The sequence below is a fragment of the Streptomyces sp. CNP082 genome, from assembly GCF_059570535.1.
Window position 1 is genome coordinate 1 of sequence record NZ_JCANSZ010000013.1, and the last position, 18,114, is coordinate 18,114.

The window sequence follows — 18,114 nt, forward strand, 5'->3', positions numbered from 1 at the left end:
CTTCTGCGACCCGCACTCACCCTGGCAACGCGGATCGAACGAGAACACCAACGGCCTGCTGCGGCAGTACTTCCCCAAAGGCACCGACCTGTCCGTCCACAGCCCAGAAGACCTCGAACACGTCGCCCAGCAACTCAACCGCCGACCACGCAAAACGCTCGACTGGAGAACACCAGCCGAGCGCCTGCGTGATCTACTGACGACCACGTAAGCCATCAGGTGTTGCGAGGACCCCGAGAATCTGCCGGGTGCGGGGCGGGCCCTGGTGTCTTGCGGCGGCACCGCCAGGCAGCACCGCCCTTCTCCGCTGGCGCGGCGGAGGGTGCGGTGGGCGGCGTGCGGGTCGAGCATCCTGACTCGGCAGTTGTCCGCCTCGATCCAGGCGTGGGGGCGGCGGGTGCACTCTCCAGCGCGTAGCCCACCCCGCGCGCCCTGGTACGGCGACCCCTGCCGCTAGTTACGAACTCTCGGCACCACGCCTTGTGTTATAGGTCCATTTTTGTCCTATTCCACGGTATTCTTCCACGGGGATCGGGGGGACGCCTCGACGCATCCGCTCGCGGTAAAGAATGCCTGCCAGGTGATCCACTTCGTGAGCAACGAGGCGGGCCTGACCTTGGGAGAAGCGGGACAGTCTGGGGGTGCCGTCGAGGTTGCAGTGAGCCACGACGATGGAGAGGGCGCGTGGGACGAGGCCGCGCACGTCGAAGAAGCTCAGGCAGCCTTCGTACTGTTCGTCCTGTTCTGCCGAGGATTCCACTATCGTGGCATTCAGTAGAATAATGGCGTCCGCGTCGGCATCTGGTGGGAGGATGACGGCTGCGGAGCGGTCGATGCCGAGTTGGGGTGCGGCGATGCCCATGCCTTTGCCGAAGGTGTGTAGTTGCCGTACTCGGTCGGTGGCGGCCATGAGTTCGCGGATGACCCGCTCTGCTTCTTCCTCTTCAGTTGGCAGGTCGAAGGGGCGGGCGAGGCCAGTGAGGACCGGGTTGCCGAGTTGCGCGATTCCGGCGTTCGCCATTGCGTGGCTGGTGGCGATGGCGTCCACGGCTTGATTTTCTTTCTCTTCGTGTTGGTTCTTTAGGCGCCATTCGACGCGGTATCGCGCGTGCAGAGGCGGATCAACGGTGCTCCAGGTGAACACCGTCTGGTCGTTTCGGGTCGACTGCTGGAGCGGTGTGCGAAGGGGAGCGACGTCGGCGCTCATTGATGTCTCGGTGCCCCATGCAGTCGGTGCGGCATCGGCTGGGAATGCTAGTTCCACGGACAGGCAGCGGGTCGGTAACCTGATTGCGCGTTGGAACCAATTTCCCCACTTCTGGTCGCTGACGCTGTAGGAGTAAGTGATCTCCGTCTGTTGGCCGGGGTAGAGCGGAAAGCGGCTCGTGGGATTCTGGAACTGGAGCCAGACTTCCTTGAACGCATCACGGTCGTGTTTGACGATCCATTCCATCGGCTCGCTCCCGCAGTGGGCTTCTAGTCCCAGTTCTTCCCAGGTAAGGGGGAACTTGCGGTAGAGGGCGTTGGAGCGTTCCGGGTTGGTGGGGTGGCGGTCCACGGCGATGCGTACGAGGTAGCGGGTGACTGGCTCGATGCCGTTGTTCCGTAAGAGTCTGCGCATCCGCAGGTAGTAGCTGCCGGCGTCGTACGTGAGGCCGGCTTCGTCCTCCAGGACCAGCAGTCCGGTGCCCGCGGGCGGATCGTCTTGGACGGCGGTGGCGGGTGTGGTGTCTGTTCGCTGCCATGCCTGCCAGAGGGCGCCGGCGGCGCGCAGCTCGGTGTCTGCTCGGCGGGCGAGTGGGGAACTGCCGTGCTCGCGGCCTGCTTCGAGGTGGCTGACGTAGGACGGGTCGATGTTGAGTCGGCTGGCGAGGGCCGCCTTCGACAGGCCGCGGACGTTGCGCCAGTGCGTGAGTTCCGCGGCGAACGTGGCCCGTTCCTCGCTCTTCACAGGGGCCGGTCCTTTCCGGGAGTTCAGCGGGCTCGTGAGTGAGTGCGGCTCATCGTCGCCTCATCGTGCCCCTCTGAGGGTCAATGGTGCCAGGCGGGGGCGCCTGGATCTGCCTCTCTGGTCCTCGACGTGTGGAAGGGGAGCACCATGGAAGCCGTACTGGTCACGGGCGGAGCCGGGTTCATCGGCTCTCATCTGGTCAAGCGTCTGCTGCACTTCAGCGATGTCCGCCGGGTCACCGTGCTGGACGCGCTCACCTACGCCGGTCACATCGAGAACCTGGGTGAGGCGTTCTTGTCGCCGAAGCTGGAGTTCATTCAGGGCAGTGTCCTGGATGAGCCGCTGGTAGACGACCTGGTTCGCAAGCACTCGGCGATCGTGCACCTGGCGGCGGAGTCGCACGTGGATCGCTCGTTCTACGAGGCCGGGAACTTCCTGGCGACGAATGTCATCGGCACGCACACGCTGCTCGATGCCGCCAAACGGCACAGAACGGCCAAGGTGGTGCACATCTCCACCGACGAGGTCTACGGTCCTGTGCCGTCCGGTGCAGCAGGTGAGGGTGATCCGGTGCGGCCGACGGTGCCGTACGCGGCGTCGAAGGCGGCCAGCGACCTGGTGGCGCTGGCGTACTTCCGTACCTACGGCGTGCCGGTGTGCGTGACCCGCTCCGCCAACAACTACGGACCGGCGCAGCACCCCGAGAAGATGATCCCGCTGTTCGTCACCAGCCTGCTCAAGGACGACAAGGTCACGCTCCATGGCGAGGGCGAGCACGTGCGGGACTGGCTGCACGTCCAGGACAACTGCAGCGCCATCGAACTCGTACTCCGAGATGGCCGGCCGGGCGAGGTGTACAACATCGGTGCCGGCACCAACGTGACGAACAAGGAGCTGACCGCCCTCATTCTGCGGGAGTGCGGTGCCGACTGGTCCTCGGTGACCTGCGTACCGGATCGACGGGCCAACGACATCCGGTACGCGATGGACTGGTCGAAGATCCGCTCCCTCGGCTACTGCCCTCGCCGAGACCTGGCCGAGGGCATCGCCGAGACCGTCCGCTGGTATAGGGAGAACCCGGGGCGTTGGGCACCTTTGCTGCGCAACCCTGAGGCGCTGACGCCGACGGTCCAGTTGACGAAGGCGGCCGGATGATGACCAGCAGGCGGATCATCGTCACGGGAGTGGGCGGTGCCCCCGGATTCGACCTGGCCAGATCGCTGCTCAGGCTCGGCCACCAGGTAACCGCGGCCGACGCCAACCCACTCTCCCCCGGACTGCACATTCCGGAAGCACTCCCCGCGGTCCTGCCGGCTGCTGACGCACCCGAGTTCGAAAAGCAGCTCCTCACGCTGTGCCGCGAGCACACTGCGGAGGCGATCATCTCGTGTGTGGAGGCGGAACTGCCGCGGCTGCTGGCTCTGCGCTCGACGCTGGCAGCCGGCGGAGTGAGGGTCTGGCTGCCGCCCGCCGCGACCGTCGATGCCTGCGGGGACAAGGCCCGCTTCGCCGCCGTGCTCACCGAGCACGGTATCCCGACCCCACGCACCTGGCTCCCCGAGCAGATCGACACGATCCCTGACCGGCTGCCGCTGGTCGTCAAGCCGCGGCGCGGGCACGGATCGCAGGGCATCACCTACTGCACCAGCCGCAGCGAAGCGAAGGTTTTGTGCCGCCTCACCTCGGACCCGCTCGTGCAAGAGCGCATCGACGGCGGCGAGTTCACCGCCGATTGCCTCGTCGACCGCAGCGCGCGCGCCTCCGTCGTCGTGCGTCACAGGCTGCTGGTCAAAGCGGGCCTGTCCATGGTCTCCGAGACCGTCCACGACTCGGAGATCACCGGCTTGGTCAAAGCAGCCTTGAGGGCCGTGGGCGCCGAGGGCGTGTGCTGCGTACAGGGCTTCACCCGCACCGGCGAGGAGCCACGCGTACTCCTGACGGAGGCCAACGCCCGTATCGCCGGCGGCTTCCCGCTCGCCGAAGCAGCCGGAGCCGACCTCGTCGGTCAACTGATCGCCGGCCTCTTCGAGCAGCCCATCGATCATGCCCGGCTCAGCTACAAGCCGGGCGTGCGACTGACGAAGTACATCGAGACACTCCGCATCGGAGGCAACCGATGAACCCTCAAGGCGCGGACTCAGCCTGGGCCGTGGCCCGTAACGCCGCCCCCTGCCTGTACGGGCCGGAGGACGACGCCCTCATCAAGGCTCTGCACAGCGGCTACTACGGACACAACGAGATCACCGCCCGCTTCGAGGACGAAGTGGCCGCCTTCCTGGGCGTTCCCGACGCCGTTGCCGTCGCCTCCGGCACCGCCGCCCTGCACCTGGCCCTGATCACAGCCGGCATCGGAACGGGCGACGAGGTGGTGGTGCCGTCGATGACGTTTTGCGCCACCGTCCAAGCGATCAGAGCATGCGGTGCCCACCCCCGGTTCGCCGAGGTCGACCCGAAAACCTTGTGCGTCACCGCCGAGACGCTACGGGAGGCCATCACGCCGGCGACCCGGGCGGTCGTACCCGTGCTCTACGGCGGCCGGCCCATCGACCTCAGCAGCATGCTGGATACTCTGGCCGGCCGGCACATTACCGTCGTGCAGGATGCCGCACACGCCTTCGGCTCCCGTACGTACGCGGGCATGGTCGGCGCGGATCCTCGGGTGGTGACGTGCTTCAGCTTCGGGCCGATCAAGAATCTCACCTGCGGCCAGGGCGGAATGGTCATCCCCCGCAACCCCGGGCAAGCCCACAGGATTCGCACCGCGCGGATGCTCGGCGTGGCGGAAACAGCCGAAGAGCGATCCACGGCCACGTCCTACGACGTCCACGGCATGGGCCTGCGCTACCAGATGCCCTCGTTGAACGCCGCAATCGGCCGCGTACAACTCGCCCACTTCTCGCAGGCGCAGGACGTGCGCAGGGGCCTGTGGCGCGCGTATGCCGACGCTCTGGGCTCTCTCGACGACATAGATCTGGTCGACGTGGATCCGGAGCACGCCGTGCCCTCCCTGTGTGCCGTACGGGTCCCGGCCCGCGACGCGGTGTTCGCCTTCCTGCGACGCCGCGGAGTCGGCGTGGGCGTGCACTACCCGCCGAACCACCTGCAGCCTGCCTTCGCCGCCTGGCGGCGCCCGCTGCCGGTGACGGAGAAGCTGGGCAGGCAGGTCCTGACTCTGCCCTTCCATCAGCACCTCAGCGAGGACGACGTCAAGCATGTAGCACGCCTTCTTGAACAGGCCGTAAATGCACGGAGGCCACGGTGAGCGGCACTACACTCCCGCGGGTGTCGAACCTTCCCCAACACCCCGCGTTTCGCTTGATCGTCACCGGCGGCGGCACTGGCGGGCACACCTACCCCGCCCTCACCGCGGTGCACACCCTCAAGGCCCGCCTGCACGCCAGTGGACGGGCTCTCGACGTCCTGTGGGTCGGCACGAAAGGCAGCCTCGAAGAACGCGTTGCCCAAGGCGAGGGAATCGCGTTCAAGCCCGTCGCGACCGGCAAGATCCGCCGCAGCTCCAACCCATTGAAGCTGGTCTCTCCTGCCAACGTACGCGACATGGGCCGGGCCGCCCGCGGCGTCGCCCAGGCCCGCGCCATCGTCTCCGGCTTCCGCCCCGACGTGGTCCTGGCAACCGGTGGTTACGTCGCCATCCCCGTCGGCATGGCGGCGAAGATGCGCCACCGCCCCCTGGTCGTCCACGAACAGACCGTCAGGCTGGGGCTGGCCAACCGCACGCTCGCCCGCGGCGCCGGCGCCACCTTCGCCGTCTCCCACGAAGCCACACTGCCGCTCCTGCCCGATCACTGCCGCACCGACGCGGTCGTGACCGGCAACCCAGTGCGGGCCGAGCTGATGGCCGGGCAACCTGAGAAGGCTGTCGAGACCCTGGACCTGCGGGGCTTCGACCGGCATCTGCCCACCATCTACGTCACGGGCGGAGCACAGGGCTCCCAGCAGATCAACAACCTGATCCGCGATGCCCTGCCCTGGCTCCTCACCAGCGCCAACATCGTCCACCAGTGCGGTCCGGACAACCTCCCCGAGCTGCAACGGCACACCGCGACCCTGCCCGCCGACCTGGCTGCCAAGTACCTCGTCACAGGCTACGTGGGGGCGGAACTCCCCGACGTCCTGGCCCTCGCCGACATCGTGATTGCCCGCTCAGGAGCGGGAACCATCGCGGAAATGACCGCACTCGGCAAGCCATCGGTCCTCATCCCGCTGGCCACATCCGCCGGAGGCGAGCAGGCCCACAACGCCCGCCACCTCGCCGAAAACGGCGCCGCGGTCGCCCTCCTGGACGACACCGACAGCCTGCGCCAGGCCGTGACCCCGCTTCTCTCCGACGCCGGCCAACGGAGGGACATGGCCGCTCGCGCCACGGACCTGGGCCGACCGGACGCAGCCGAGCGCCTCGTCGACGTACTCCTCAACGCCACACGCGGTAAGTAGCAGGCCCTCGCCTGGTCATGGCCACATCGATTCGCCGGATCGCAGGCGCGCGCTACCGGCGTCGGGCCACCGCCCCGCCAACGCACGCCAGGACCTCCCGCCCACCGAAGGCGACTTCAAGCTCCCTCGTCGCCGCCGTCGGCGCCGCTCCCGGACCACGACGTAAGAGGCCGGGACGTCCGCACTCGGAGGAGTGCAGGGCCCGCCCAGAGCCAGGGCCCGCCCCGGGGTGCGGGGCGGGCCCTGGTGTCTTGCGGCGGCACCGCCAGGCAGCACCGCAAGACGGCTTGGCCGGCCGGCGTTCCCCCGGAAACACCGGCCGGAGTCGTCGGCTCAGCCGAAGCGGCCCGAGACGTAGTCCTCGGTCGCCTGCACCGACGGGTTGGAGAAGATCTTGTCGGTGTCGTCGATCTCGATGAGCCGGCCCGGCTCGCCGACGGCGGCCAGGTTGAAGAACGCGGTGCGGTCCGAGACCCGGGCCGCCTGCTGCATGTTGTGCGTCACGATGACGATCGTGAAGCGGGTCTTCAGGTCCCCGATGAGGTCCTCGATGGCGAGGGTGGAGATGGGGTCGAGGGCCGAGCAGGGCTCGTCCATGAGGAGCACCTGCGGCTCGACGGCGATGGCGCGGGCGATGCACAGCCGCTGCTGCTGGCCGCCCGAGAGGCCGGAACCCGGGCGGTTGAGGCGGTCCTTGACCTCGTCCCACAGGTTCGCGCCCCGCAGCGACTTCTCCACGATCTCGTCCAGCGCGCGCTTCTTGTACGTGCCGTTGAGCTTGAGGCCCGCAGCCACGTTCTCGTAGACGCTCATCGTCGGGAACGGGTTGGGGCGCTGGAAGACCATGCCCACCACGCGCCGTACGGAGACGGGGTCGACGCCGGAGCCGTAGAGGTTCTCGTCGTCCAGCATCACCTTCCCCTCCACCCGCGCGCCCGGGATGACCTCGTGCATGCGGTTGATGGTGCGCAGGAAGGTGGACTTGCCGCAGCCGGACGGGCCGATGAAGGCGGTCACGGACTTCGGCTCGACGGCCATCGAGATGTCCTCGATCGCCTTGAAGTCGCCGTAGTAGGCGGTGAGGCCGCTGATGTCGATGCGCTTGGCCATGTCAGATCACTTCTCCTTGGCCGTCAGCGGCCGGTTTTCGGGGCCTTCCAGCGGGCGATGCCGCGGGCCAGCAGATTGAGGATCATCACGAAGACGATGAGGACGAGGGCGGCGCCCCAGGCGCGGTCGAACGACGCCTCGGTGCCCGCCCCCCACTGCTGGTAGATGTACAGCGGCAGGGACGCCTGGCCGCCGTCGAAGGGGTTGTTGTTGATCGCCGGGCTGCCGAAGACGAGCAGCATCACCGGGGCGGTCTCGCCGGTGATGCGGGCGACGGCGAGCATGACGCCGGTGGTGATGCCGCCGATGGAGGTGGGCAGGACGACCTTCAGGATCGTCTTCCACTTCGGTACGCCCAGGGCGTACGACGCCTCGCGCAGCTCGTTCGGGACGAGCTTCAGCATCTCCTCGGTGGAGCGGACCACCACGGGCATCATCAGGATCGCCAGCGCCAGCGCCCCGGCGAAGCCGGAGTAGCCGAAGTCCAGGATCATGATCCACAGGCTGAGGACGAACAGGCCGGCGACGATCGACGGGATGCCCGTCATGACGTCCACGAAGAACGTCACCGCCTTCGCCAGCGCCCCGCGGCCGTACTCCACCAGGTACACGGCGGTCAGCAGCCCGATCGGGGTGGCGATGAGGGTGGCGATCAGCACCTGCTCGATGGTGCCCAGCAGCGCGTGGTAGACGCCGCCGCCGGGCGCGATGTTGACCACGCCGCTCATCGAGTGGGTGAGGAAGGTGCCGTCGGTGACCCCGATGCCCTTGCTGACGGTCTCCCAGACCAGCGACGCCAGCGGGACCACGGCCAGCAGGAACGCCACCCACACCAGGGAGGTCGCCAGCCGGTCCTTCGCCTGCCTGCGGTCCTCGGCCACCGCCGAGATGACGAACTGGCCGACGACGAAGAGGATCGCCGCGATCAGGCCCCACTGGATCCGGTTGCCGAGGTCGGCGAGCACGCCGATGAGGGAGCCCACGGCGGCGGCGCCGGCCGCGATGCCCAGCGGCGCCCAGCGGGGGAGCCGCGGCTGCTGGATGCCGAGCCGGTCGATGCCTTCGACCTTGTCGGCGACGATCTGCGCGCTCATGCGTTGGCCCCCGAGTACTCCTTGCGCCTGGCGATGATCAGCCGGGCGGCCCCGTTGACCAGCAGCGTGATGACGAACAGCACCAGACCGGACGCGATCAGCGCGTCCCGCCCGAACTGCCCGGACTCGCCGAACGACGCGGCGATGTTCTGCGCGAACGTCCCGCCGCCCGCCTGCAGGATCTCCGGCGCCAGCAGCGCCGACGGCGACAGCACCGTGGCCACGGCCATCGTCTCGCCGAGCGCCCGGCCCAGGCCCAGCATCGAGGCGGAGATGACGCCGGAGCGGCCGAAGGGGATCACCGTCATGCGGATGACCTCCCAGCGCGTGGCGCCCAGCGCCAGTGCGGCCTCCTCCTGGAGGCGGGGGGTCTGCGCGAAGACCTCGCGGCTGACGTTGGTGATGATCGGCAGGATCATCACGGCCAGCAGGATGCCCGCGGTCATCAGTGACCGCGGCGCGGTCCCGTCGAAGGACAGCACGACGGTCCAGCCGAGGTACCGGTCCAGCCACTCGTACGTGCCGACCAGGTGCGGCACGAGGAACAGGGCGCCCCACAGGCCGTAGACGATGGACGGGACGGCGGCCAGCAGGTCGATGACGTACGCGAGCGGCGCCGCCAGCTTCTTCGGCGCGTAGTGGGTGATGAACAGCGCGATGCCGACGGCGATCGGCACCGCGATGACCATCGCGACGACCGAGGAGACGACCGTGCCGAAGGCCAGGACGGCGATGCCGAACTTCGGGTGGAGGGAGTTGGCGTCCCACTCGAAGGTGGTGAGGAAGTTGCCCTCGTTGTCCGCGAGGGCGAGGGACGCGCGGTACGCCAGGAACGCGGCGATCGCGGCCATGATCAGCAGCAGCGTGATCCCGGACCCCTTCGAGAGGCCGGAGAAGATCTTGTCGCCGCGGCGGGTGCCGCCCTTGCCGTCCGACGGCAGGACCTGCGATGGCGGTGGGGCGGGGGTTTCTATGTCGGTGGGTGGAGCAGTCATACGTGAATCTCCGGTCTGGTGTGGGGCGAGGCGCGGTCCGCGCCCGCGTCCCGGCGGCGGTGCACCGGATGGCCCCCCGCCGGCCGGACAGGGTGGTTCGCCGGCCGGCGGGAGGGCGGTTCAGGAAAGGCTGTCGACGGTCTTGGCGACCTCGGTCGCCATCTCCGCGGGCAGCGGGGCGTAGCCGACCTCGACGATCGACTGCTGGCCGGCCTCGCTGGCGGTGTAGCCGAGGAAGGACTTCACCGCGTCCAGGGTCTCCGGCTTGTTGCCCGTGTCGCACATGATCTCGTACGTCACGAGGGTGATCGGGTACGCGCCGTCCTCCTTGGTCGCGTAGTCCAGCTCCAGCGCCATGTCGGGGGCCTTGCCGACCCGCTCGCCGACGGCGATGGCCTGGGAGGCGTTCTCCACGGTGGCCTCGACGGGCTCGGCGGCACCGGTGTCCAGCTTGACCGTGGTCAGGCCGTTGGACTCGGCGTGCGAGATCTCCATGTACGAGATGGCGCCGTCGGTCTGCTTGACCTGCGAGGACACCCCGGCCGAGCCGCTGGCCGCCTGGCCGCCCTCGATCGGCCACTTCTTGTCGGGCTCGTGCGGCCAGGCGTCGGGCGCGGCGGTGTTGAGGTAGGCGGCGAGGTTCTCGGTGGTGCCGGACTCGTCCGAGCGGTGCACGGGCTGGATCTTGGTGCCCGGCAGCTCCGCGTCGGGGTTCAGCTTGGCGATGGCCTCGTCGTCCCAGTTGGTGATCTTGCCGCCGAGCACGTTCGCCAGGGTCTCGGCGTCGAGCACCAGCTCGTCCACGCCCTCGACGTGGTACGCGATGGCGACCGGGCCGCCGACCATCGGCAGGTTGATGCCCTGCCCGTCGGTGCAGACCTCCTTGGACTTCTCCAGCTCCTCCGGCTCCAGCGCGGAGTCGGAGCCGGCGAACGCCGTCTGGCCGTTGAGGAACTCCTCGATGCCGGCGCCGGAGCCGACCGGCTTGTAGTTGACCGTCAGGTCGGGGCAGGCGGCCTGGTAGTCGGCGACCCACTGCTGCACGGCGTTGTCCTGGGCGCTGGAGCCCGAGGCGAGCAGCTCGCCGCTGCCGCCGCACGCGATGTCGCCGCCGGCGGCGGCCGAGCTCTTGTCGCCGCCACTGGCCTTGTCGTCACCGGAGTCCGAGTTGTCGTCCGAGCCGCACGCCGAGAGGACGAGGGCGCTGGAGAGGGCGAGTACGCCTGCCGCGGTGCGGAACCGGATCCTGCTCTGAGACTTCACTGAGGGCTTTCCTTCCTGAGGCCGCACTGACAGAGGCGGCTTGATCACAAATCGAGACATGCGGAGTCGTGGGGTCTAGGGGAGATCCGCGACCGGCGGCACGAAGCGGTAGCCGACGTTGCGGACGGTGAGGATGATCCGTGGATCATGAGGGTTGTCCCCGATGCGGTCGCGCAGCCGACGGATGTGCACGGCGATCGTGTTGGACTTCGGTGCGCTGCCACCCCACAGCTCGGCGCTGATCTGGTCTCGGGTGACGACCTTCTCGGCGTTGGCCACCAGCAGGTGCAGCAGCTTGAACTCGCGGAGCGGAAGCTGCACCAGCCGGCCGTCGACGCGGGCCTCGAAGGTGGCGGGGTTGACGCTGTACGGACCGGAGGCGACCGACTGGTCCACGTCGTACGTCGCCGGGCTGGCGACGCCGAGCATCTTCAGGACCTCGTACGGCCGGTACGGGCGGGCGACGCAGGCGCTGGCCCCCGCGGTGAGCGCCTCCACGGCGTCCTCCGCGTCGTCGGGGCCGACGCCGATGATGACCGGCGTGGCGCTGCGCCGCCGCAGCACCTCCACCACCCGGGCGCCGGGCACGAGCGGCAGCTTGGCGCTGACCAGTACGGCGTCGGGGGACTGCAGGCCGACCTGGAGCAGCGCCTCCGCCCCGTCGGCGCAGAAGACGACCTTCACCTGATGGCCCGACAGGTGCTCCGCCAGATCGTGCGCCACCTGTTCGTCCGGGTCGGCGAGCAGCAGGACGTGACCCTGTCCATGGGCCTGCCCCTGGCGCTGGCCGGGTATCGCCGGTGTGTCCATCGGTCGGTCACCACCCCCTTCGTCGCCTCATATGGAAATCGGTCACAGCGGACTGGGACGGTGGTGGCGGTTAACTGAAGGTGAACATCGGAACAGGAGCGCGTGATGCCGTTATCAGCTCGTTATGAACGGCTCGATCCACTCCACGACGCGCCTCACCGTCCGCTTGAGAGACCGCCGCGGGGACCGCCGGGCGGACCGCTTCGCGGCCCTCCGGGCGCGCCGCCTCACAGCCCGCCCGAGCCGCCCGAGTCGCCGCCGGTGTCACCCGCGCCGCCGGGCCGGGCGCTGTGCTTCTTCAGCCGCGCCAGGTCCCGCTGCAGCTTGTCCTCCTGCGCCTCGCTGAGCGGGATGTAGCCGGCCTCTGAGGCGAAGTCCGTGTGGCCGGACACGTAGAACTCGACGAACGCCTCCACCTCGGGGCGCTGCAGCGCCTTCGCCGAGGGGTAGAGGAACAGCGGCCGGGCCAGCGGCGTGTACGAGCCGTCCTGGACCGACGCCGTGCTGGGCGCGACGCACCCGTCGCCGCCGTCGATCTCCAGCGCGCGCAGCTTGTCGCGGTTCTCGTCGAAGTAGGTGAAGCCGAAGTAGCCGAGCCCGCCGGGGTGGTCCGCGACGCCCTCGACGAGCGTGTTGTCGTCGGCGCTCGGGGTGAAGTCGGCGCGGGACGCCTTCTCCTCGCCGTTGACGGCCTCGGTGAAGTAGTCGAACGTGCCCGAGTCGGTGTCGGGCCCGTAGAGCTGCAGCGGCTCGTCCGGGAACGCGGGGTCGACCTCCTGCCAGCTCGTCAGCGTGGAGCCGGGCTCCCAGATGCGCTTGAGCTGGTCGGTGGTGATGCAGTCGATCCAGTCGTTGCCGCGCGGGACGACGACGGTGAGCGCGTCGTTGGCGATGGTCAGCTCGCGGTACGGCACGTCCCAGTTGGCGCAGGTCTCCTGCTCGAAGTCGTTGATCGGCCGGGAGGCGTCGGAGACGTCGGTCTCACCGGCGCAGAACTTGTCGAACCCGCCGCCGGTGCCGGACGCCTCGACCGTGACCCGTACCCCCGGCTCCTGCCGGCCGAAGCGCTCGCCGGCCAGCTTCGTCAGCGGCTCCACGGTGCTGGAGCCGTCGATCAGCACCGTCCCGGTCAGCCGCTCGGGCCGGTCCGCACCGGCGCTCGCCTCGCTGTCGTCGCCGCACGCCGCGAGGGAGGCGAGGGCGGCCGGGGCGAGGAGGAGGGCGGCCAGGCGGGTCGCGGTGCGCTTCGTCTGCATCGGGCTCACCTGACTTCTCTGCGGATGCCCCGGGGTTCAGGCCGGGGACGGATCGGACTCCTGCGGGGCAGGGCGCGGGCAGCCGGATCGTTCTCGGGGCGGTCCGGTGTCCACCGCGCGCGGGGGTGGTGGGGGCCGCAGAGATCAGGGAATCTCAATTGTCAGTCCTCCCGGGTAGGTTCGGGTGTATGGCGTCTGCGGCGGTCAGTGGTGGGAGTGCCGGGCATGCCCGGTACACCTTCCGTGTGCGTCTTTCGGCGACCGACCGCCGGGCGCTGGAAGCGGAGTGGGGGCGTTGCCGGTGGCTGTGGAACGAGTCGGTGGCCCGTTCGAAGAAGGCGTACGCGGGGGGTGAGAAGGTCGGTCCGGCCGCGCTGGACCGGATGCTCACCGAGGCCCGGCGGGTGAGTCCGTGGCTTGGCGAGGGAAGTTCGGTACCCAGCAGCAGGTGATCCGGGATTTCGGGAAGTCCCGCGCGAAGGCGTTGAAGGACATCAGGGACCGGCTTCCGATGGCCCGCCGGTCGGGGATGCCGCGGTGGAAGACCAAGCGTGAGGCGCGGCCGAGTCTGAACTACACGCGGCGGGGTTTCCGTCTGAAGGACGGGCGTGTGCACCTCGCGGGCGGGATCGTGGTGCGGGTGGTGTGGTCGCGGGCCCTGCCCGCGGAGCCGTCGTCCGTGCGGATCTACCAGGACGCCACCGGATCCTGGTACGCGTCCTTCGTGGTGCCCGCGCCGGTCGAGCCGCTGCCCAAGACGGGCCGGGTGATCGGGATCGACTGGGGCGTCAGCCAAACGGCGACCACCACCTCCGATGCCCACGACCTTCCCCACTCCGGGCACGGACGCACCGCGGCGCAGAAACTCGCCCGCTACCAGCGCATGATGGCCCGCCGGAAACCGAAACGCGGTCAGCCCGCGTCCGGCGGCTACAGGGCGGCGAAGGTCCGGGCGGCGAAGCTGCACGCCAAGGTGGCCCGGCAGCGCCGGGAAACCGCCCGCACATGGGCCAAGCGTGTCGTGACCGACCACGACCAGCTTGCTGTGGAGGACTTCCGGCCGAAGTTCCTCGCGAAGACCACGATGGCCCGCAAGGCCGCGGACGGGGCGATCGGCGCCGCGAAGACGGCCCTGGTGGAGATGGCCCGCAAGCACGGGCGCACCGTCCACCTGGTCCACCCCGCGCACACCACGATGGACTGCGCGAAGTGCGGAGCGAGAACCAAGCACGCACTGCCCCTTTCCGAACGCACGTATACCTGCACCGCGTGCGGCACTGTCTCGCCCAGAGACAAGAATTCCGCGCGCGTGATGCTGGTCCGGGCTGGTCTCAACCCGGCTGACGCCGAGGGTGGAAGACCTGACGGAACGCTGTTTCGCCAGGCTGCCTGAGTCAGGAATCCCCCTTCCTCGGGGGGAGGTTTCAATGCTCTCCGCTGATCGATCGATTCGGACATAACTCCAGGTCCGTATCGAACTGATGGCAGTCGGCCATGCGGGGCTGCTTCGGTTATCGCGGGGTGAACAGTGGACGACCCGGACATGATGCGTTACACATCCGTGATGAAACTCCGGGTAAGGGGGGAAAGCGCAGGCGGGGGTGGGTGCGCGCGAGGGTTGCGCGCGGTGTGCGCGCCCGCTAGATCGGATCTAGCGGGCGCCTGCCGGTTTCTGGCGCCTGCAGGGTGAGGCCCCGGGCGCACCGCCCGGGGCGGCCCGGACCAGGGAGGTGCCCGATGCGCAACGGCGAGCCCGGCGTACGCGATACGCCAGGACCGGCGCTCTCAGCCGGTGCGGCCGGTGCGTCCGCGCGGCTGCGCGTCGCCTGCGTCCTGGGCGGCCCGGCCGAGGCCGGCTGCGCTCCCGCCGCCGTCATGCGCTGGCTCGACGAGCTGGCCGGCGAGCGGAGCGGCCTGGCGCTGCGCGTCCTGGACCTCGCCGACTTCGACCTCCCGCCGCACTACCCCCGGCGCCCCACCGCCCAGATGTCCTCGTTCACCGCGGAGCTGGCGTGGGCGGAAGGGTTCGTCGTCGTCACCCCCGAGTGCAACCGCAGCTTCCCCGCGCAGCTCAAGCACGCCATCGACATGGGCTACGACGAGTGGCACGCGAAGCCCGTCGGCTTCGTCTCGTACGGCTTCGGCTGCGACGGGGTGCACGCGGTGGAGCACCTGAGGTCGGTCTTCACCGAGCTGCACACGGTCACGGTGCGCGACTCGGTCGGCATCGACCTGCGCTTCACCGATGAGAAATTCCCCGCGGGCGGGTCTGTCTACTCGGACGGGCTGGTACGCGCCGCCGGTGCCCTGCTGGACCAGCTCACCTGGTGGGGCCTCGCGCTGAGGGAGGCCCGCGCGGCGCGACCGTACGTGGCGTAGCAAACGCCGCACACATACCTGATATTGATGAATCTGGAGAAGAAGGACATGACCAAGGACTCGTCCGGCCCGGCGATCGAGACGTCGGGACTGGTGAAGGTGTTCGGCGAGACCCGCGCGGTGGACGGCGTCGACCTCGTCGTCCCCCGCGGCACCGTCTACGGTGTCCTCGGCCCCAACGGCGCCGGGAAGACCACCACCGTGAAGATGCTCGCCACCCTGCTGCGCCCCGACGCCGGCGAGGCCCGGATCTTCGGCAAGGACGTCGTCCACGACGCAAACGACGTACGCTCCCGGGTCAGCCTCACCGGCCAGTACGCCTCCGTGGACGAGGACCTGACCGGCACCGAGAACCTGGTGCTGCTCGGCCGCCTCCTCGGGCACCGGCCCGCCGCCGCGCGGGTGCGCTCCGCGCAGTTGCTGGAGGCGTTCGGCCTGACCGAGGCGGCGGGCAAGCAGGTCAAGAACTACTCGGGCGGCATGCGGCGGCGCATCGACATCGCCGCGTCCATCCTCAACACCCCCGACCTGCTCTTCCTCGACGAGCCGACCACCGGCCTCGACCCGCGCAGCCGCAACCAGGTCTGGGACATCGTCCGCGCGGTCGTCGCGCAGGGCACCACCGTCCTGCTCACCACGCAGTACCTGGACGAGGCCGACCAGCTCGCGTCCCGCATCGCCGTCATCGACCACGGCAAGGTCATCGCCGAGGGCACCAAGGGCGAGCTGAAGGCGTCCGTCGGCGCCGGCTCCGTCCACCTCCGGCTGCGCGACGCCGCGCAGCGCGCGGAGGCGGTCGCTCTGCTGCAGACGGCGCTGGCCGGCGCGCAGGTGCAGCTTGAGCCCGACCCCGTCGCGCTCACGGCCCGCGTCGGGGACGGCGCCGGGGACCACGGCGCCGCCGCCCAGGCCGCCGCCGCGCTGGCGGAGCTGGCCCGCGCGGACATCACCGTCGACAACTTCTCGCTGGGTCAGCCCAGCCTGGACGAGGTCTTCCTCGCCCTCACCGACCGGCAGTCCGGTGCCGGAACCCAGGAGGCAGCAGCATGAGCACCGCGACCGAGACCCGTACCGAAGACCTCGCGCCGGTCACCACCGAGAGCCTGGCGGAACTGCTCGTCGCCAAGGAACGGCCGCCGCAGCCGAGCGCGTGGTCGGCCTCCCTGACGTTCGGCTGGCGGGCCGTGCTGAAGATCAAGCACGTGCCCGAGCAGCTCTTCGACGTCACCGCCTTCCCGATCATGATGGTGCTGATGTACACGTACCTCTTCGGGGGTGCGCTGGCCGGCTCCACCTCGGACTATCTGCAGTACCTGCTCCCCGGCATCCTGGTGATGAGCATCGTCATGATCACGATGTACACCGGCGTCTCCGTCAACACCGACATCGACAAGGGCGTCTTCGACCGCTTCCGCTCGCTGCCGATCTGGCGCCCCTCGGTGATGGTCGGCTACCTGCTGGGCGACATGCTGCGCTACGCCATAGCGTCGGTGGTGATGATCGGCGTCGGCCTCATCATGGGCTTCCGCCCGGACGGCGGCGTGGTGGGCGTGTTCGCGGGGGTGGCGCTGCTGATCGTCTTCTCCTTCGCGTTCTCCTGGATCTGGACGATGTTCGGCCTGCTGCTCCGTACCGAGAAGTCGGTCATGGGAGTCAGCATGATGGTCCTGTTCCCGCTGACGTTCCTCAGCGACATCTTCGTCGAGCCGGAGACGATGCCGGGCTGGCTGCAGGCGTTCGTCAACAACAACCCGGTCACGCGCCTCGCCTCCGCGGTCCGCGACCTGATGCACGGCAACTCGGCGGGCGCGGACATCGCCTGGACCCTGGGCTGGGCGGGCGTGATCGTGGCGGTCTTCGGCCCGATCACGATGCGCCTGTACGCCAGGAAGTGACGCGACCGGAGTCCGACCGGGCCCGCCCGCCTCTGCCGACTGATCTGCCGACAGAGGGGGGCGGGCCTGATCGCGTCCGCCCACCGGTCTGCTAAGTTCGGCCGCATGTTCCTCCCCCGTGCATAGAGCCGGCGCCGCCGCGCCCACCGGGCGTGGCACTTCGCCGCCCCTGTACGCACGTGTCTTTGAGGAACACCACCATGTCTGCGCCGTCCTACGCGGCTGTGCTGCGCATCCCCCATGCCTCCCGCACCTTCGGTGCCGCCCTGCTGGGGCGGTTGTCGTACGGGATGGTCCCGCTGTCCCTGCTGCTCTCCGTCAAGGACGCCACCGGGTCGTACGCCGCGGCCGGGGCCGCCATGGCGTGCTTCGGGGCGACCAGCGTGACCCTGTCGCCGGTACGGGCGGCGTTCATCGACCGGCACGGCCCGCGGTGGGCGCTGCCGCCGATGGCCACCGCGTACGCGGTGCTGCTCGCGGTGCTGGCGGTCGCCACCGCCGGCGACGGCGCGGACGCCGCGGGGCTGACCGCGCTGGCGGCGGCGGCCGGGGCGTGCACGCCGCCGCTGGGCCCGGTGATGCGGGTGCTGTGGGGCGACCTGGCGCCGCCGGAGCTGCTGCCGCGGGCGTACAGCCTGGACGCGGTCGCCGAGGAACTGCTGCTCGTGACGGGGCCGTTGCTGGTCGGCGCGGTGGTGGCGGTGGCCCCGGCGCCGGTGGGGCTGGGGGCGGGCGCGGTTCTGGTCCTCTGCGGCACGCTGGCGCTGGTCACGTCACCGGCGGCCCGCGCCCGGCGGGGCTCCCGCGCCAGGCCGGCCACGGCGCCCGCGCCCGGCTCGGATCCCCCGCTTCGCCCTGGCCGCCCTCCCGGCCCTCCTGGCGGGGGTCGCGCTCGTGCTCACCGGC

The 18,114-nt window shown here is 69.6% G+C and carries 15 protein-coding genes and 2 pseudogenes; 10 read left to right on the forward strand and 7 right to left on the reverse strand.

Annotation, left to right across the window (positions count from 1 at the left end):
- On the forward strand, window positions 1-211 hold a 211-nt coding region (locus B124_RS13525; protein WP_496503043.1), incomplete at its 5' end, for an IS30 family transposase.
- A gap of 246 nt (window positions 212-457) precedes the next feature.
- Here the strand turns inward: B124_RS13525 and B124_RS13530 are convergent.
- Window positions 458-1,951, reverse strand: a complete 1,494-nt coding sequence (locus B124_RS13530; protein ID WP_496503044.1) for a peptide deformylase — start codon at window positions 1,949-1,951, stop codon at window positions 458-460.
- Window positions 1,952-2,098: 147 nt separating this feature from the next.
- On the opposite strand from B124_RS13530, the gene rfbB reads away from it, so the two are divergent.
- The 4 genes from rfbB to B124_RS13550 are packed head-to-tail and all read left to right on the forward strand — an operon-like array spanning window position 2,099 to window position 6,406.
- Entirely contained in the window at window positions 2,099-3,106 is a 1,008-nt protein-coding gene (gene rfbB / locus B124_RS13535; RefSeq protein WP_496503045.1) for a dTDP-glucose 4,6-dehydratase, read from the forward strand.
- Entirely contained in the window at window positions 3,103-4,071 is a 969-nt protein-coding gene (locus B124_RS13540; RefSeq protein ID WP_496503046.1) for an ATP-grasp domain-containing protein, read from the forward strand. Before rfbB ends, B124_RS13540 begins: the two co-directional genes overlap by 4 nt.
- Window positions 4,068-5,213 (forward strand): DegT/DnrJ/EryC1/StrS family aminotransferase, encoded by a 1,146-nt coding sequence (locus B124_RS13545; protein ID WP_496503047.1) that lies wholly within the window; start codon window positions 4,068-4,070, stop codon window positions 5,211-5,213. The genes B124_RS13540 and B124_RS13545 overlap by 4 nt, the downstream gene beginning before the upstream one ends.
- A 20-nt stretch (window positions 5,214-5,233) precedes the next feature.
- Window positions 5,234-6,406 carry a UDP-N-acetylglucosamine--N-acetylmuramyl-(pentapeptide) pyrophosphoryl-undecaprenol N-acetylglucosamine transferase gene (locus tag B124_RS13550; protein ID WP_496503048.1) on the forward strand — a complete coding sequence of 391 codons (1,173 nt, stop codon included), beginning with the start codon at window positions 5,234-5,236 and terminating at the stop codon, window positions 6,404-6,406.
- Window positions 6,407-6,739: 333 nt separating this feature from the next.
- On the opposite strand, the gene pstB is transcribed toward B124_RS13550, so the two are convergent.
- The 6 genes from pstB to B124_RS13580 all read right to left on the reverse strand — a co-directional run bounded on the left by pstB (window position 6,740) and on the right by B124_RS13580 (window position 12,934).
- Window positions 6,740-7,516, reverse strand: a complete 777-nt coding sequence (pstB, locus tag B124_RS13555) for a phosphate ABC transporter ATP-binding protein PstB (RefSeq protein ID WP_496503049.1) — start codon at window positions 7,514-7,516, stop codon at window positions 6,740-6,742.
- Window positions 7,517-7,539: 23 nt separating this feature from the next.
- The gene (pstA, locus tag B124_RS13560; RefSeq protein WP_496503050.1) at window positions 7,540-8,610 is read right to left on the reverse strand and encodes a phosphate ABC transporter permease PstA; all 1,071 of its coding nucleotides are present in this window, start codon (window positions 8,608-8,610) and stop codon (window positions 7,540-7,542) included.
- Window positions 8,607-9,605 (reverse strand): phosphate ABC transporter permease subunit PstC, encoded by a 999-nt coding sequence (pstC, locus tag B124_RS13565; protein ID WP_496503051.1) that lies wholly within the window; start codon window positions 9,603-9,605, stop codon window positions 8,607-8,609. Before pstC ends, pstA begins: the two co-directional genes overlap by 4 nt.
- 120 nt (window positions 9,606-9,725) lie before the next feature.
- The gene (gene pstS, locus B124_RS13570) at window positions 9,726-10,868 is read right to left on the reverse strand and encodes a phosphate ABC transporter substrate-binding protein PstS (RefSeq protein ID WP_496503052.1); all 1,143 of its coding nucleotides are present in this window, start codon (window positions 10,866-10,868) and stop codon (window positions 9,726-9,728) included.
- A gap of 75 nt (window positions 10,869-10,943) precedes the next feature.
- Entirely contained in the window at window positions 10,944-11,678 is a 735-nt protein-coding gene (locus B124_RS13575; protein WP_496503053.1) for a response regulator transcription factor, read from the reverse strand.
- 227 nt (window positions 11,679-11,905) lie between these two features.
- Window positions 11,906-12,934, reverse strand: coding sequence for a PstS family phosphate ABC transporter substrate-binding protein (locus B124_RS13580; RefSeq protein WP_496503054.1), 1,029 nt, complete (start codon window positions 12,932-12,934; stop codon window positions 11,906-11,908).
- Window positions 12,935-13,122: 188 nt separating this feature from the next.
- Here B124_RS13580 and B124_RS13585 point away from each other — a divergent pair.
- The 5 genes and pseudogenes from B124_RS13585 to B124_RS13605 all read left to right on the forward strand — a co-directional run.
- A pseudogene (locus tag B124_RS13585) lies at window positions 13,123-14,327 on the forward strand (RNA-guided endonuclease InsQ/TnpB family protein).
- A gap of 344 nt (window positions 14,328-14,671) precedes the next feature.
- Window positions 14,672-15,313, forward strand: coding sequence for an NADPH-dependent FMN reductase (locus tag B124_RS13590; RefSeq protein WP_496503055.1), 642 nt, complete (start codon window positions 14,672-14,674; stop codon window positions 15,311-15,313).
- A 48-nt stretch (window positions 15,314-15,361) separates the two neighbouring features.
- On the forward strand, window positions 15,362-16,363 hold the full coding sequence (locus tag B124_RS13595) for an ATP-binding cassette domain-containing protein (RefSeq protein WP_496503168.1): 1,002 nt from the start codon (window positions 15,362-15,364) through the stop codon (window positions 16,361-16,363).
- Window positions 16,360-17,208, forward strand: coding sequence for an ABC transporter permease (locus B124_RS13600; RefSeq protein WP_496503056.1), 849 nt, complete (start codon window positions 16,360-16,362; stop codon window positions 17,206-17,208). The genes B124_RS13595 and B124_RS13600 overlap by 4 nt, the downstream gene beginning before the upstream one ends.
- A 224-nt stretch (window positions 17,209-17,432) precedes the next feature.
- Window positions 17,433-18,068 (forward strand): annotated as a pseudogene (locus tag B124_RS13605) (MFS transporter); the annotation flags it as partial.
- Window positions 18,069-18,114 lie beyond the last annotated feature (46 nt).